Genomic DNA, 12,168 nt, shown 5'->3' with positions numbered 1-12,168 from the left:
TAAGCATGCCTGATTTTCAAAAAATCGAATCATTTTATCGCTTGTTGCATGAAACAGCGACCATCCTTTCCGAAAAGGAGCAGGTGACTTATCTGGAAGGTTTGGTCCAGACAGGTGAAAACCTGGTACAAGGCGGCATTCCAGACCGTTTTGATGAACAAACAAAAAATGATCTACTTTATAAATATCAATCCCTTTCTCTGGACGACCTTTCCAAAGAGGAAATCCGTAAAGGTTATCAACTGGCTATCCTGAAAGGAATGCAGGATGGTGTACAATCCCATCACGCAATGACTCCTGACGCAGTAGCATTGTTTGTCGGGTATCTGGTCGAGAAGACGATGGGGAAAAAAGAACGCATCACCATGCTCGATCCGGCAATCGGAACGGGTAACCTTGTAGCTGCGATTCTGAACCAGATCAAAAAGCCTGTATTCAGCTACGGATCAGAAGTGGACGAAACACTGATCAAGCTTGCTTATGCAAACTTGAATGCACAGGAACACGACATTCAGCTGTATCATCAAGACAGTTTACGATCTCTGATGATTGATCCTGTGGATGTTGTCGTGACGGATCTACCGGTCGGTTATTATCCGGATGATGTAACGGCATCCCAATACAAATTGAAATCAGATTCTGGTCATTCTTATGCACATCATCTCATGATTGAACAAGCGCTCAACCATACGAAAGAGGGCGGGTTCCTGTTTTTCTTGATTCCGAACTTCTTGTTCACGAGTGACGAAGCGAAAAAGCTGAACAGCTTCCTGAAAGAAGAAGCGGTCATTCACGGAATGCTTCAGCTTCCGCTATCCATGTTCAAAAAAGAAGAGCAAGCGAAGAGCATCTTCTTTTTACAGAAAAAAGGAGAAGGTGTCACAGCTCCGAAAGAAGCGTTGATGGCAGAACTTCCAAGCTTCTCGGAACCGAAAGCCCTTCAAGGCATCATGGCGAAAATCGATCAGTGGTTTAAGACATCCTTTAATGGTTAACTTATAGAATGTGAAGAAGATATGATTTGTGAAAAAGAAATTCACTCCCGCGGAACGGGAGTGAATTTTACCAAGAAAACGGAAAATTTTTTCACAAGTACGTCACAATGAAATCGTATTCAAATCTGAAAATAAAGAATATGGCTCGAAAACGCTTTCCGTCCTTGCAGTTGACCGTAGTCTGGTGGTTTAATGATAGCAGGTTTTTGCGAAAATTGATCTTCAAACAACGAAGGAGTTGTATTTATATATGAATAAGGTACTGGCGATTAATGCCGGAAGTTCATCGCTTAAATTTCAACTATTGAAAATGCCTGAGGAAACCATCATCACCAAAGGGCTCGTCGAAAGGATCGGACTTGCGGACAGCGTCTTCGCGATTGAAGTGGAAGGCGAAAAAGTGAAAGAAGTGACAGACATCGAAGACCATGCGGTAGCGGTCAAGATGTTGTTGGATAAATTGACTGGTCATCACATCATCGAATCGTATGATGAAATTGAAGGAATCGGTCACCGTGTCGTCCACGGTGGAGAGAAATTCAACGACTCTGTACTGATTACAGATGAAGTCATCAAGGAAATTGAGGAAGTTTCTGACCTTGCACCGCTTCATAACCCTGCGAACATCGTGGGGATCCAAGCGTTCAAGGAAATCCTTCCTGATGTTCCGGCAGTAGCAGTGTTCGATACGGCATTCCACCAAACGATGCCTGAGCAATCGTTCTTATATAGCTTGCCATATGACTATTACAAAGAATTCGGTATTCGTAAGTACGGATTCCACGGGACAAGCCATAAGTATGTTTCCCAGCGTTGCGCAGAGCTACTTGGTCGCCCGATCGAGCAACTCCGTCTGATTTCTTGTCACCTCGGAAACGGTGCAAGTATCGCAGCAATCGAAGGCGGAAAGTCGATTGATACGTCAATGGGCTTCACACCGCTTGCTGGTGTAACGATGGGTACACGTTCAGGGAACATCGACCCAGCGTTGATTCCATATATCATGGAGAAGACCGGAAAAACAGCTGAAGAAGTCATGAACGTTTTAAACAAAGAAAGTGGACTTCTCGGTGTATCTGGATTTTCAAGCGACCTACGTGATATCGAACAACAAGCAGAAGAAGGTAACGAGCGTGCAGAGCTTGCCCTTGAAGTTTTTGCAGGTCGTATCCACAAGTATATCGGGTCTTACGCTTCCAAGATGCATGGAATCGATGCGATTGTGTTCACAGCAGGAATCGGTGAGAACAGCGACGTCATCCGCGAGCGTGTCATGAAAGGACTCGAGTTCATGGGCGTCTATTGGGACCCAGCACTAAACAAAGTACGTGGTAAAGAAGCATTCTTGAACTATCCTCATTCACCTGTAAAAGTGTTGATCATCCCGACGAATGAAGAAGTCATGATTGCCCGTGACACCGTGCGTTTAGCTCAATAAGTATATTTTGAAAATGAAGGAACTTCCGAAATCGGAAGTTCCTTTTTCTATCCTTCATTTTGATTAAATTCAATTTTCGAGGATAGAAAGAGCTACATTCTATCCCTTATTTTGAGTTTTTCTGATTTTCGGGGATAGAATGGTCATCCTAATAAAAAAGGGGCTAGGCGGAATGATTTATCAATCGGTCTTATATTAAGGACTTATCTGATATGGCTTCCTTTTGATATAATGGATGCAAAGTTACGGAGGTGCTTGCTATGCAATGGTCGAAAAACGAACAACAAGTATGGTCCACGATCCAAAAGTGGGAAGAAGAATACTTTACATATGTACCGACAGACTTCAGTCGAGCTTATGTGAAAACGTTCGATGAAGCACTCGCACGGGTGAATCCAACATTGAAAGAGCGTGCTCTACATACGATTGACAATCTCCTGTTTCACTTGCACTCCATCATTCTGAACACGCAGTTCCAACAGGATGCGAAACAGCGAATCATGCTTTCCGCACAGGCGATGAACGAAAACGTGGAAGTGTTTGAAGACATCAAGGACTGCCGGATTGAACAGCTTCGATACATAGCACAGCATCAGGTGGCGAAGCATCGGCTGCTTTCTTTTGCACAGGGAGGATTGAGTGGAGCAGGTGGACTGTTGTTTCTAGGAATCGACATCCCGGCTAGTATCGCAGCTCACCTCAGATCCATACAGGTGTTAGCCTTATCATACGGATACCCTATCAACCAGCCTTATGAAACGGTGCTTGCTTTACGTGTATTTCATGCTGCTACCCTTCCGAAAGAACATCAACATGAGGCATGGGATAAACTGATGAACGAAGTCATGCAGCAAGAAATGAATCCTTACTTGTTTGAAACGGAAGAAGTCGTTGCGGACCACAAATGGATGCGACACCTTGTCGGTCTTGTCGGAAAAGGGACGGTCTTGTTCATGTTAAGAAAGCGCTTGATTCAGGGCATTCCGGTGATGGGAATGGTTTATGGGGCTGCCGCCAACTATCAGCTCTCAAGACAAATTACAGACTTCGCCAACCACTTTTATCAGAAGCGTTGGTTATTAGAAAAGCAAGAAGGGTGAGCGAACATGAGTGTATCAGATCATAAACAGAGTGCGCCGGACCATGTGTCGGTCATGGTCGTGACGGTCAGTGATACGCGTACAGAGGAAACGGATAAAAGCGGGAAGCTGATCATGGGGGCTTTAGAAGAGAACGGTCATGTGATTTCTTCCTATTCGATTGTAAAAGATGAAGCGGATCTCATTCAGGATGCAGTCTTAAAAGCTGGTGAAGATCCTAGCACTGATGTGATCATTTTGAATGGCGGGACGGGCATCGCCAAGCGTGATGTGACAGTTGAAGCAGTAGCTGAACTTTTAGATAAAGAAATACCTGGGTTCGGAGAGATCTTCCGGATGCTCAGTTACACAGAAGACATCGGTTCAGCGGCGATCATGAGTCGCGCCATTGCAGGGGTTTACAAGGATACAGGTGTATTCTCGATTCCAGGATCAAGCGGAGCGGTGAAGCTCGCAATGAACAAGTTGATCCTGCCGGAAATCAACCACGTTGTCCGTGAAATCAAAAAGGATTGACCAGTGTGTAAAAACTGGCCAATCCTTTTCTTTTAGGCTTCTATCTGGTGGACAGGATTCAAACGTTTTTCCCGGAAGATGGAATATAGGATGGTCATGAACGGTGACAGCCACAAGAAGAACGCGAACACAACGTATTGCAGGACAGGAATGCCGAGGATTGTACTGCATAAGACAGCTAGCAGACTCCACGGGACGAGTCCGGCGTACACCATGGTCGAATCACTGACAATACGTGCGAGTTGCGGTGCACTGAAGTTTTTCGTCCAGTGGGGAAGCAACATCCTTCCGTTCAAGATGATTGGAAAGGATTGATTCGGCGAGATGAGCGATACGACAAGAGCCAGGGTAACTCCTTGCAAGGAATTGACCGTGAGCGAATGGTCGTTCGTAAGCAGCTTATTGATATAAGGTTGTACAATCTGATACCGTTCTAAAATTTCGCTGTAAATTCCGACCACACTGATGAAAATGATGAACGGAACCATGCTCCAGAAACCACCGATGTCATCGAAACCTGTTACGACCGCTGAGAGCCAGTCCATTATTGGAATACCTTTCAACAAAACGATGAGAAAGGCAGATCCGATACTGAGCATGAAAGAGTAACGAATTTTTATTCCGACGATCACAGCTATGAGCAATATAACGATTGGGATGAATACGATCCAATCGCTCATAATTGTGGAAAAAGAAACCTGGCTTTCATTAATTGCTTTCAAATTGATTGTGCTATCTAGCCATGCAAATAATCCGCTGCTGACGATGATTGTCAAGATTGCAGTCGGAATGATGGCTGCGAATTGCTTTTTCGTTTCCAGTTCAAGTGAGGTGGCGAGCAATTGAAACGCACTCGATAACGGTGAGGACCGATCCCCGACGAAAGCCCCTGATATGAGAGCTCCTGCAGTCCATTCCAACGGAACCCCTAACGCTTGCGCCGTCCCCATCAATGGCAATCCGATTACACTTAAACTTCCGACTGATGTGCCGAGTATGAGTGAGATGACCATCGTCATCAGGAACGACAACAACAAGAAGTGCTCCGGCTGGATGATGGACAATATAAAGGAAACCATCGTGGGTACGGTACCGATGATGGCCCACGATGGAAGCAGTACACCAATCAAGGAAAGCAACCAAATGATCTCCTTGTTTCTGTGGATTCCTTTTAAAGCGGTTTGTCCGGTGCTTTTTAGCGTTATGCCTTTTTGCATAAGCTTTCCAATCAGTAAAACAAACCCAGGCATGAAACCCAGCAACAATTGAAAATCAAAGGAAACGGCCATTAACAGCCCGGAAACTGTAATGACCACAAGGATAATCAGTTCTTTTGGTGAAAAAACGACTTTTTCTACGTTCATCATAATAGCCTCCGATTAAAACGTTCTATTGGTGACTTTTTTCTGTTACTTGGTTGTTCAATCGATACCATATCCAGAGGTCATTGATGATGGATGCCAGCTCGGCTATGTCAGAATTCAATTGGCACGATCTTTCGAAATCTTCTTCTATGTTCAATTGTTCTTGTTTTTCATTGATGTGGTGTTCCAATTCCTTAATGCGGTCTGGAATCTTACCTCTGATCGTTTCCCATTCCGATAAGATCGACTCTTGTGTTTGTACGGTATATTGGTTCCAGGACTCATTGAGAACAGGCAGTCTGATCCCGAGCCTCTCGTCCATTTGGAAAGAATAAGTCATCTTCAGTCCCCCTACTCAACCACATTGTACAGAAAATGGATGTGTTAGGCTATGGCTTTTATTTGAAGGTCGATTTGATTTTCGTCTTTTTTCGCAATATGAGGAGTGGTGAAGGTGCATACTAAAGCATGAGGTCGGATGTAAAAAGGAGGCATCACTCATGCAGAAACAGCCGAAAAGACCTGAGGCGTATCAATACGATGCGAATGGTGAATTTGAAGTGCAACAGCAGATCATGCAATCCTACCAGAGCGGGGTTGTCGATCAGTCTGTCGAGCAAAAAACGCCGAACAAAATGAATGAAGAAAATCAGTTGAGATAGAGCGGATAGAAGGGGATCAGCTTTCTCCATAGAGGAGAAAGCTTTCCGATTTTATATATGTTAGAATGAAAGCGGATACAATAATTTGTAGATGCTGTAGAATAACAGGATTTCTTGCGAATTTTTCTCTTTTTCTTTTTGACGTTTGGTGTTATCTTTAAATGGGCAGTCTCACGGACTGGAAGAAGATTTGTTGATTTAGGAGGTCGCAAACTATGCGAATTGGTGTACCAAGAGAGATTAAGAACAATGAAAATCGTGTTGCAATGACTCCGGCTGGGGTTGTCAACCTGATGTCATCTGGACATGAAGTTTATATTGAAAAGGATGCTGGACTTGGTTCAGGATTTACGAATGAACAATACCAAGAAGCTGGTGCTCTTATTGTAGATACAGCAGAAGAAGCTTGGAGCATGGAAATGGTCATGAAGGTGAAAGAACCTTTGAAAGAAGAGTACCAATATTTCCGTGAAGGGTTGATTCTCTTTACATATTTACACCTGGCTGCTGAGCCGGAATTGACGAAAGCACTTATTGAAAACAAAGTGGTCGGAATCGCTTATGAAACGGTACAACTTCCGAATCGAAGCTTACCACTACTGACACCAATGAGTGAAGTTGCAGGTCGTATGGCGACGCAAATCGGTGCTTCCTTCTTAGAAAAACCGCATGGCGGAATGGGTATCCTTCTTGGAGGAGTACCAGGCGTCAAACGTGGTAAGGTAACGGTCATCGGTGGAGGTGTCGCAGGTACGAATGCGGCCAAGATTGCAGTCGGTCTCGGTGCGAGTGTAACAGTAATCGACTTGAACCCTGAACGTCTCCGTCAATTGGACGACATCTTCGGTTCTGACATCAACACGTTGATGTCCAACCCATTGAACATCGCTGAGTCAGTTGTAGACTCTGACCTTGTCATCGGTGCCGTTTTGATCCCAGGAGCAAAAGCTCCGAAATTGGTGACAGAAGACATGATCAAAGAAATGCGTAAAGGTGCTGTTCTTGTTGATGTTGCCATCGATCAAGGTGGAATCTTCGAAACGACAGATCGCATCACAACGCACGACAACCCTACTTATGAAAAACATGGGGTCGTACATTATGCAGTTGCGAACATGCCAGGTGCTGTACCTCGTACATCAACGATCGCATTGACGAATGTGACGGTACCTTATGCATTGCAAATTGCAAACAAAGGCTATGTACAAGCATGTCAGGATAACGAAGCGCTACTTAAAGGAATCAACACGCTTGATGGTTATGTAACGTATGAAGCGGTATCCCAAGCGCATGGTTTAGAATATAATGACGTTCGTAAAATGCTTTCTTAATGGAAGGCTAGAAATTGAAAGGGCTGACCCAAAGCATCCTGAATCGTGATGCCGGGTCAGCCCTTCTTTCTCTTTTCTAAAAGATCGTTGCTTTAAGTCATTTTTAAAAACCACCCTGTGCAAGTTGATTGGAGAGCAAGGTGCGAGACTCCAGCGGGATCAGCGTGCCTACTACCTGAATAATCTCCTCGCAAGGCATGCGACGAGGAAGCTCGCATCGACAGGAATATCTTGTAGACGCAGGAGCACAAATGGCTCCCTTGAAAAGGAGGCTATTCACTTTTTATAAGTATCTTGGACTAAGACCCACCACGTCCTGTGGTGAACGTCGAAGCCAGCACATCCTGTGCAAGTGAGTGGGCTCACCGCACGCTCCGCGGAAAGCGAGCATCCTGGAGCGGAAATCAACCGCTCTTTAGAGCAACAAAGTTTGTGAAAAAAGTCTTCCTTTTCCAAAAAGCTGAGGGATATTTCGTTCAAATTTGGGTCAAAAAGGTATTGACTGTTCAACTCGGCTTTTTAAATCTCGAAAAAAACGGGTACAAGAATTGTGTGTTCATCTTTTTACTTGGAAGAAGGAATAGGAATCCATCAGGTAGAAGGATTAGAACAGATCTAACAACAAATATGGAAAGAGGAGAGATCATAATGAAAGTAACGTATTATGGACATTCGGTCGTCGCAATTGAAACAAATGGCAAGTCGATTTGGATTGACCCTTTTATCACGGGGAACGAGCAATGCCATATCACTGCGGATGAAGTGAAAGCCGACGTCATCCTGCTTACACATGGTCACAATGATCATGTCGGTGATACTGTCGATATTGCGAAAAGGAATGACTCTCTAGTCGTAGCACCATTTGAACTAGCGAATTATCTCGCAACAAAAGGAATTGAAACGCATCCGATGCACATCGGTGGTGCGTACGAATTTGAATTCGGAAAAGTGAAACTGACGCAAGCGTTCCATGGTTCCAGTTATGCGGAAGAAGACGGCTCTGTCGTCTACACAGGCATGCCTGCTGGACTTCTTTTCACTGCAGAAGACAAGACGGTCTACCACGCTGGGGACACGGCACTTTTCTCAGATATGAAGTTGATCGGTGAGCAGAATTACATCGATATCGCATTCTTGCCGATTGGTGATAATTTCACGATGGGACCTGAGGATGCTTCAATCGCAGCAAGCTGGTTGAAAGCGAACACTGTCGTTCCGGTCCACTATAATACGTTCCCGGTCATCGAACAGGACCCAGAAGCTTTTGTCAATGATTTGGAAGGTAAAAAGGGACGCGTATTGAAATCAGGAGAATCCATCGAACTTTAAAGGGACGTTCTTCTTTCTTTAGAGGTGGTTGCATAAAGTATGTAAAAAGGACTACCTCTACATGAAAGGAGACGATGTCATTGAAGAATCGTTTGCTATTATCTTTATTAGCTGGACTTGCTCTCGTGTATTTTGCAGTCCCGTATCTCCCTGAGATGGAGCCGGGCTTAAGTGGATGGTTTTCTGCGATCTGGCTCATCTTCGCCGTTTTAGTGATTGGCGGGAACCTGTCCGCATTGATGTTCCAGAGGTATACGCAATATGCACCGGAGCGTGCCCCGTCCAAACGGGTGCAAAAAGAGCGCAAGAGAGTAAGACAACATTGATGTAGTGTTGTACCCTTAGTATAATAGGAAAGACTTAGCCATGAGAAAGCTTGGTGAAAATATGGCAACGAAACACGAACAAATTCTAGATTACATCGAAACATTGGATATCGGTAGTAAAATATCCGTCAGGCAAATCGCAAAAGCTCTTTCCGTTAGTGAGGGTACAGCCTACCGTGCGATAAAGGATGCCGAAAACCAGGGCACTGTCAGCACGATTGAACGAGTCGGAACGATCCGAATCGAAAAGAAACGCAAAGATAACATTGAAAAACTCACCTATGCGGAGGTCGTCAACGTCGTAGACGGACAAGTGTTAGGTGGCAAACAAGGATTGCATAAAACGCTCAACAAGTTCGTCATCGGGGCGATGAAACTCGAGGCGATGATGCGTTATGTCGACCCGGACAGCCTTCTCATTGTCGGTAACCGGACGAAAGCTCATGCACTTGGTTTGAAAGCTGGTGCCGCTGTGTTGATTACCGGGGGCTTTGATACAGAAGACTCCGTCAAAAAGCTAGCCGATGAGTTGGAGCTTCCGGTCATTTCAACGAGCTACGATACGTTCACGGTTGCTGCTATGATCAACCGTGCCATTTATGATCAGCTGATCAAAAAAGAGATCGTCCTTGTCAGTGACATTACGACTTCGATTGAACATACCAACTATCTGATGAAAACGGACAAGGTTTCCAGATGGTATGAATTGAATGAAACAACGGGCCATAGCCGTTATCCTGTTGTGGATAAAATGATGCGTGTCGTCGGAGTGGTAACCGCTAAAGACATCATCGGAATCGATCACGATCTCATGATTGAAAAAGTGATGACCAAAAATCCGATTTCGGTGAAAGGGACGACGTCTGTCGCCAATGCTGCTCATATGATGATCTGGGAAGGAATTGAGTTACTTCCGGTCATTGATGCACAACAGACCTTGCATGGCATCATCAGCCGTCAGGATGTCCTGAAGGCGCTGCAAATGATACAGAAACAGCCGCAGGTTGGTGAAACGTTCGATGACCTGATCACGAGCCATGTGCAGGATATTGTAGAAGAGGATAATGAGGAATCCTATACATGTGAAATTACACCTCAGATGACCAGTTACCTTGGTACGTTGTCTTATGGTGTCATGACGACGCTCGTATCTGAGGTCGGCAGCCGTGCACTTCGAAAGCAGAAGAAGGGTGACCTCGTTGTCGAGAACATCACCCTCTACTTTTTGAAACCTGTACAGATTGATAGTAAAATTACGATCCGACCAAAAATATTGGAACTGAGCCGCCGATACGGGAAAGTGGATGTTGAAATTTATCATGAAGGGGATGTCGTAGGCAAAGCCCTCATGATGGCTCAGCTGATCGACAGACATATGTAATCCATGCAAAAAGGGGGCCGACACCATCGTGTCAGCCCCCAACATATGCTTTAGGATTTGGTTTGTTGCTCGTTTTCTTCAATCGCGAGCGGCAAGAAATACTTATACGCTTTATATCCCATAACGATATTCAAAATTCCTAGGACGAGGAAGACGCCTCCGATAATCAAATCGTATTTGGATTCGTTGATGAACAAACGGTTCAGACCATATGTACCGATGAAAGTGCCCAAAGCGATATTCGCTTTCGCTTTCGTCCAACGTTTTTCATATGGAGCTTTCAATCGCCACTCTTTAATTTTATAGAAAATATAAAGACTTAATGCAATTACAATTATGATGATGAATGCAGGCATGGTAATCCTCCAATTAGAATTGATGTCGACTACCATTGTATAGAAGTTCAACATAAAAATCCATATTTAGAAATGAACATTAGGTTACAGATAGAAGGAGTACAAGATGAAAGAACAAATTATTGAGAAGATCAAAGACTATGACAAGATCATCATCCATCGCCACGTCCGTCCTGATCCGGATGCACTCGGATCACAAGGTGGATTGGCAGAAATCCTGAAGGCGACTTTTCCAAAGAAGTCGATCTACGTCGTCGGAGAAGAAGAGCCTTCACTGACATTCATGAACCGGATGGACACAATTGAGGATGACGAATATAAAGGTGCACTGGTGATCATCTGTGATACAGCCAACGAGGCTCGAATCAGTGATACACGTTATTCTCTAGGGGATTTCATGATCAAGATCGATCACCATCCGAATGAAGATAAATACGGAGACATGATCTGGGTCGATACAGAAGCAAGCAGCGTCAGTGAAATGATTTATGAATTTTACCTTTATGGGAGAGACAATCATTCATTCAAACTGACGGATAAAGGAGCAGAGCTGTTATATACAGGGATTGTAGGAGATACAGGCAGATTCTTGTTCCCGAACGCGACTGAGAAAACGATGAAATTCGCTGGAGAATTACGCAATTATGATTTCGATCTGTCTGGCGTCTATAATGAGATGTACAAGGTTTCCTTGAACCTTGCACGCTTGAATGGGTATGTTTTATCCCATTTTCAATATGTAGATCCTGGAGTCGGATACATCTATCTGACAAAAGAAGTGATGGAGGAATTCAACACGACACCGAGCGAGTCTTCGCTGCTTGTCAACACGTTTTCCAATGTTGAAGGGTTGAAGACGTGGGTGTTTTTCGTAGAGGAACCAGACCAGATCCGTGTCCGATTGCGTTCTAAAGGTCCGATCGTCAATACGATTGCGGCGAAGTATAACGGCGGAGGCCATCCAATGGCATCCGGAGCGACGGTCCATACAATCAAGGAAACGGAACAGATCATCCAAGATCTAATCGAGGCTTGCAAAGAAACGACCTAAAAAAGTCCATAATAATAGCCCCGTATCCTTCCTGTCTGAAGGTCGGGGCTAACTTTTACTGCTGTTCTTGGGGTTTGGCTGGGATGAACCAAGATCCAATTTCAGTCACGTCCTCTACGAATTCAATGTTTAGTTCTTTTGCTTGTTTCTTAATCAATTCGGCAACTTCTTTTGATTCTGCGAAAGCAGAATATCCGCTCAACAACTTCTCAACCTTCGCCTTTGCCATTTCTTTTCGATTGATAATCATACACATTACCCCTTTACACTTTTAATCCTATTTCTATTGTATACGAAGTGCATGTACTTTGCGACTCTT

The 12,168-nt window shown here is 44.4% G+C and carries 14 protein-coding genes; 10 read left to right on the top strand and 4 right to left on the bottom strand.

Features of this window, described 5'->3' with window-relative positions; all coding sequences use genetic code 11:
- Nucleotides 1-5: 5 nt before the first annotated feature.
- The 4 genes from ACSVDE_RS11445 to ACSVDE_RS11430 all read left to right on the top strand — a co-directional run bounded on the left by ACSVDE_RS11445 (nt 6) and on the right by ACSVDE_RS11430 (nt 4,049).
- Nucleotides 6-995, top strand: coding sequence for a class I SAM-dependent methyltransferase (locus tag ACSVDE_RS11445; RefSeq protein ID WP_439301017.1), 990 nt, complete (start codon nt 6-8; stop codon nt 993-995).
- A gap of 250 nt (nt 996-1,245) precedes the next feature.
- On the top strand, nt 1,246-2,433 hold the full coding sequence (locus ACSVDE_RS11440; RefSeq protein WP_439301016.1) for an acetate kinase: 1,188 nt from the start codon (nt 1,246-1,248) through the stop codon (nt 2,431-2,433).
- Nucleotides 2,434-2,693: 260 nt separating this feature from the next.
- Nucleotides 2,694-3,533, top strand: a complete 840-nt coding sequence (locus tag ACSVDE_RS11435) for an EcsC family protein (protein ID WP_439301015.1) — start codon at nt 2,694-2,696, stop codon at nt 3,531-3,533.
- Between the two features lie 6 nt (nt 3,534-3,539).
- Nucleotides 3,540-4,049 carry a MogA/MoaB family molybdenum cofactor biosynthesis protein gene (locus ACSVDE_RS11430; RefSeq protein ID WP_439301014.1) on the top strand — a complete coding sequence of 170 codons (510 nt, stop codon included), beginning with the start codon at nt 3,540-3,542 and terminating at the stop codon, nt 4,047-4,049.
- A gap of 32 nt (nt 4,050-4,081) precedes the next feature.
- Here ACSVDE_RS11430 and ACSVDE_RS11425 read toward each other — a convergent pair whose 3' ends face one another.
- Together ACSVDE_RS11425 and ACSVDE_RS11420 are read right to left on the bottom strand one after the other, a co-directional pair.
- On the bottom strand, nt 4,082-5,416 hold the full coding sequence (locus ACSVDE_RS11425) for a Na+/H+ antiporter NhaC family protein (RefSeq protein WP_439301013.1): 1,335 nt from the start codon (nt 5,414-5,416) through the stop codon (nt 4,082-4,084).
- Nucleotides 5,417-5,438: 22 nt separating this feature from the next.
- On the bottom strand, nt 5,439-5,753 hold the full coding sequence (locus ACSVDE_RS11420) for a hypothetical protein (protein WP_439301012.1): 315 nt from the start codon (nt 5,751-5,753) through the stop codon (nt 5,439-5,441).
- 160 nt (nt 5,754-5,913) lie between these two features.
- On the opposite strand from ACSVDE_RS11420, the gene ACSVDE_RS11415 reads away from it, so the two are divergent.
- The 5 genes from ACSVDE_RS11415 (at nt 5,914) to ACSVDE_RS11395 (ending at nt 10,442) form a co-directional block, all read left to right on the top strand.
- Entirely contained in the window at nt 5,914-6,075 is a 162-nt protein-coding gene (locus ACSVDE_RS11415; protein ID WP_439301011.1) for a hypothetical protein, read from the top strand.
- Between the two features lie 215 nt (nt 6,076-6,290).
- Complete coding sequence (gene ald / locus ACSVDE_RS11410) at nt 6,291-7,406, top strand: alanine dehydrogenase (protein WP_439301010.1); 1,116 nt, start codon at nt 6,291-6,293, stop codon at nt 7,404-7,406.
- Between the two features lie 648 nt (nt 7,407-8,054).
- A complete protein-coding gene (locus ACSVDE_RS11405; protein WP_439301009.1) occupies nt 8,055-8,735 on the top strand; it encodes a metal-dependent hydrolase in 681 nt (226 codons plus the stop codon).
- A gap of 80 nt (nt 8,736-8,815) precedes the next feature.
- Nucleotides 8,816-9,061, top strand: a complete 246-nt coding sequence (locus ACSVDE_RS11400) for a hypothetical protein (protein WP_439301008.1) — start codon at nt 8,816-8,818, stop codon at nt 9,059-9,061.
- Nucleotides 9,062-9,122: 61 nt separating this feature from the next.
- Complete coding sequence (locus ACSVDE_RS11395) at nt 9,123-10,442, top strand: DRTGG domain-containing protein (protein ID WP_439301982.1); 1,320 nt, start codon at nt 9,123-9,125, stop codon at nt 10,440-10,442.
- 50 nt (nt 10,443-10,492) lie between these two features.
- Here the strand turns inward: ACSVDE_RS11395 and ACSVDE_RS11390 are convergent, their stop codons facing one another.
- Entirely contained in the window at nt 10,493-10,798 is a 306-nt protein-coding gene (locus ACSVDE_RS11390) for a YtpI family protein (protein ID WP_439301007.1), read from the bottom strand.
- A gap of 106 nt (nt 10,799-10,904) precedes the next feature.
- Between ACSVDE_RS11390 and ACSVDE_RS11385 the strand changes: the two genes are divergently transcribed.
- Nucleotides 10,905-11,849, top strand: coding sequence for a DHH family phosphoesterase (locus ACSVDE_RS11385; protein WP_439301006.1), 945 nt, complete (start codon nt 10,905-10,907; stop codon nt 11,847-11,849).
- 55 nt (nt 11,850-11,904) lie between these two features.
- Here the strand turns inward: ACSVDE_RS11385 and ACSVDE_RS11380 are convergent, their stop codons facing one another.
- Nucleotides 11,905-12,099, bottom strand: coding sequence for a hypothetical protein (locus ACSVDE_RS11380; RefSeq protein ID WP_439301005.1), 195 nt, complete (start codon nt 12,097-12,099; stop codon nt 11,905-11,907).
- Nucleotides 12,100-12,168: the final 69 nt, after the last annotated feature.

Origin of the sequence: Pseudalkalibacillus sp. Hm43, assembly GCF_051842935.1 — a bacterium.
In the GTDB taxonomy this organism is placed as follows: Bacteria; Bacillota; Bacilli; order Bacillales; family Fictibacillaceae; genus Pseudalkalibacillus.
The sequence above is the reverse complement of the archived record's forward strand: the minus strand, read 5'-3'. Positions and strand labels throughout refer to the sequence as shown.

What these genes read in the sequence shown, in the direction of transcription:
- ACSVDE_RS11380 (WP_439301005.1), bottom strand. Translation starts at nt 12,099, where the DNA reads ATGATTATCAATCGAAAAGAAATGGCAAAGGCGAAGGTTGAGAAGTTG.
- ald (WP_439301010.1), top strand. Translation starts at nt 6,291, where the DNA reads ATGCGAATTGGTGTACCAAGAGAGATTAAGAACAATGAAAATCGTGTT.
- ACSVDE_RS11405 (WP_439301009.1), top strand. Translation starts at nt 8,055, where the DNA reads ATGAAAGTAACGTATTATGGACATTCGGTCGTCGCAATTGAAACAAAT.
- ACSVDE_RS11415 (WP_439301011.1), top strand. Translation starts at nt 5,914, where the DNA reads ATGCAGAAACAGCCGAAAAGACCTGAGGCGTATCAATACGATGCGAAT.
- ACSVDE_RS11385 (WP_439301006.1), top strand. Translation starts at nt 10,905, where the DNA reads ATGAAAGAACAAATTATTGAGAAGATCAAAGACTATGACAAGATCATC.
- ACSVDE_RS11440 (WP_439301016.1), top strand. Translation starts at nt 1,246, where the DNA reads ATGAATAAGGTACTGGCGATTAATGCCGGAAGTTCATCGCTTAAATTT.
- ACSVDE_RS11430 (WP_439301014.1), top strand. Translation starts at nt 3,540, where the DNA reads ATGAGTGTATCAGATCATAAACAGAGTGCGCCGGACCATGTGTCGGTC.
- ACSVDE_RS11445 (WP_439301017.1), top strand. Translation starts at nt 6, where the DNA reads ATGCCTGATTTTCAAAAAATCGAATCATTTTATCGCTTGTTGCATGAA.
- ACSVDE_RS11420 (WP_439301012.1), bottom strand. Translation starts at nt 5,753, where the DNA reads ATGACTTATTCTTTCCAAATGGACGAGAGGCTCGGGATCAGACTGCCT.
- ACSVDE_RS11435 (WP_439301015.1), top strand. Translation starts at nt 2,694, where the DNA reads ATGCAATGGTCGAAAAACGAACAACAAGTATGGTCCACGATCCAAAAG.
- ACSVDE_RS11395 (WP_439301982.1), top strand. Translation starts at nt 9,123, where the DNA reads ATGGCAACGAAACACGAACAAATTCTAGATTACATCGAAACATTGGAT.
- ACSVDE_RS11425 (WP_439301013.1), bottom strand. Translation starts at nt 5,416, where the DNA reads ATGATGAACGTAGAAAAAGTCGTTTTTTCACCAAAAGAACTGATTATC.
- ACSVDE_RS11390 (WP_439301007.1), bottom strand. Translation starts at nt 10,798, where the DNA reads ATGCCTGCATTCATCATCATAATTGTAATTGCATTAAGTCTTTATATT.